General features: G+C 73.5%; 1 protein-coding gene. It reads right to left on the bottom strand.

What is annotated here, in order from left to right; translation table 11 throughout:
* On the bottom strand, window positions 1-260 hold a 260-nt coding region (locus tag SB751_RS32240), incomplete at both ends, for an MFS transporter (RefSeq protein WP_410749289.1).

Raw genomic sequence — 260 nt, 5'->3', positions numbered from 1 at the left:
CCCACGCCCGTGACGAAGCGCAGCCAGGTCAGATGGTCGATGCTGGTGGCGAACGCCGAGCCGAGGCACGCGACGCCGAACACCAGCACCGAGCCGAGCAGCATCGCGCGGCGGCCGAGCCGGTCGGAGAGCGGGCCCGAGGCGAGCGCGCCGAACGCGAGGCCGAACAGCGCGGCGCTGAGTACCGGCGCGAGCGCGGGTTTGGCGATGCCCCATTCGCCGAGCAGCGACGGCGCGATGAAACCGATCGCCGCCGTGTC

Source organism: Cupriavidus sp. SIMBA_020, assembly GCF_046535395.1.
In the GTDB taxonomy this organism is placed as follows: Bacteria; Pseudomonadota; Gammaproteobacteria; order Burkholderiales; family Burkholderiaceae; genus Cupriavidus; species Cupriavidus campinensis.
The sequence above is the reverse complement of the archived record's forward strand: the minus strand, read 5'-3'. Positions and strand labels throughout refer to the sequence as shown.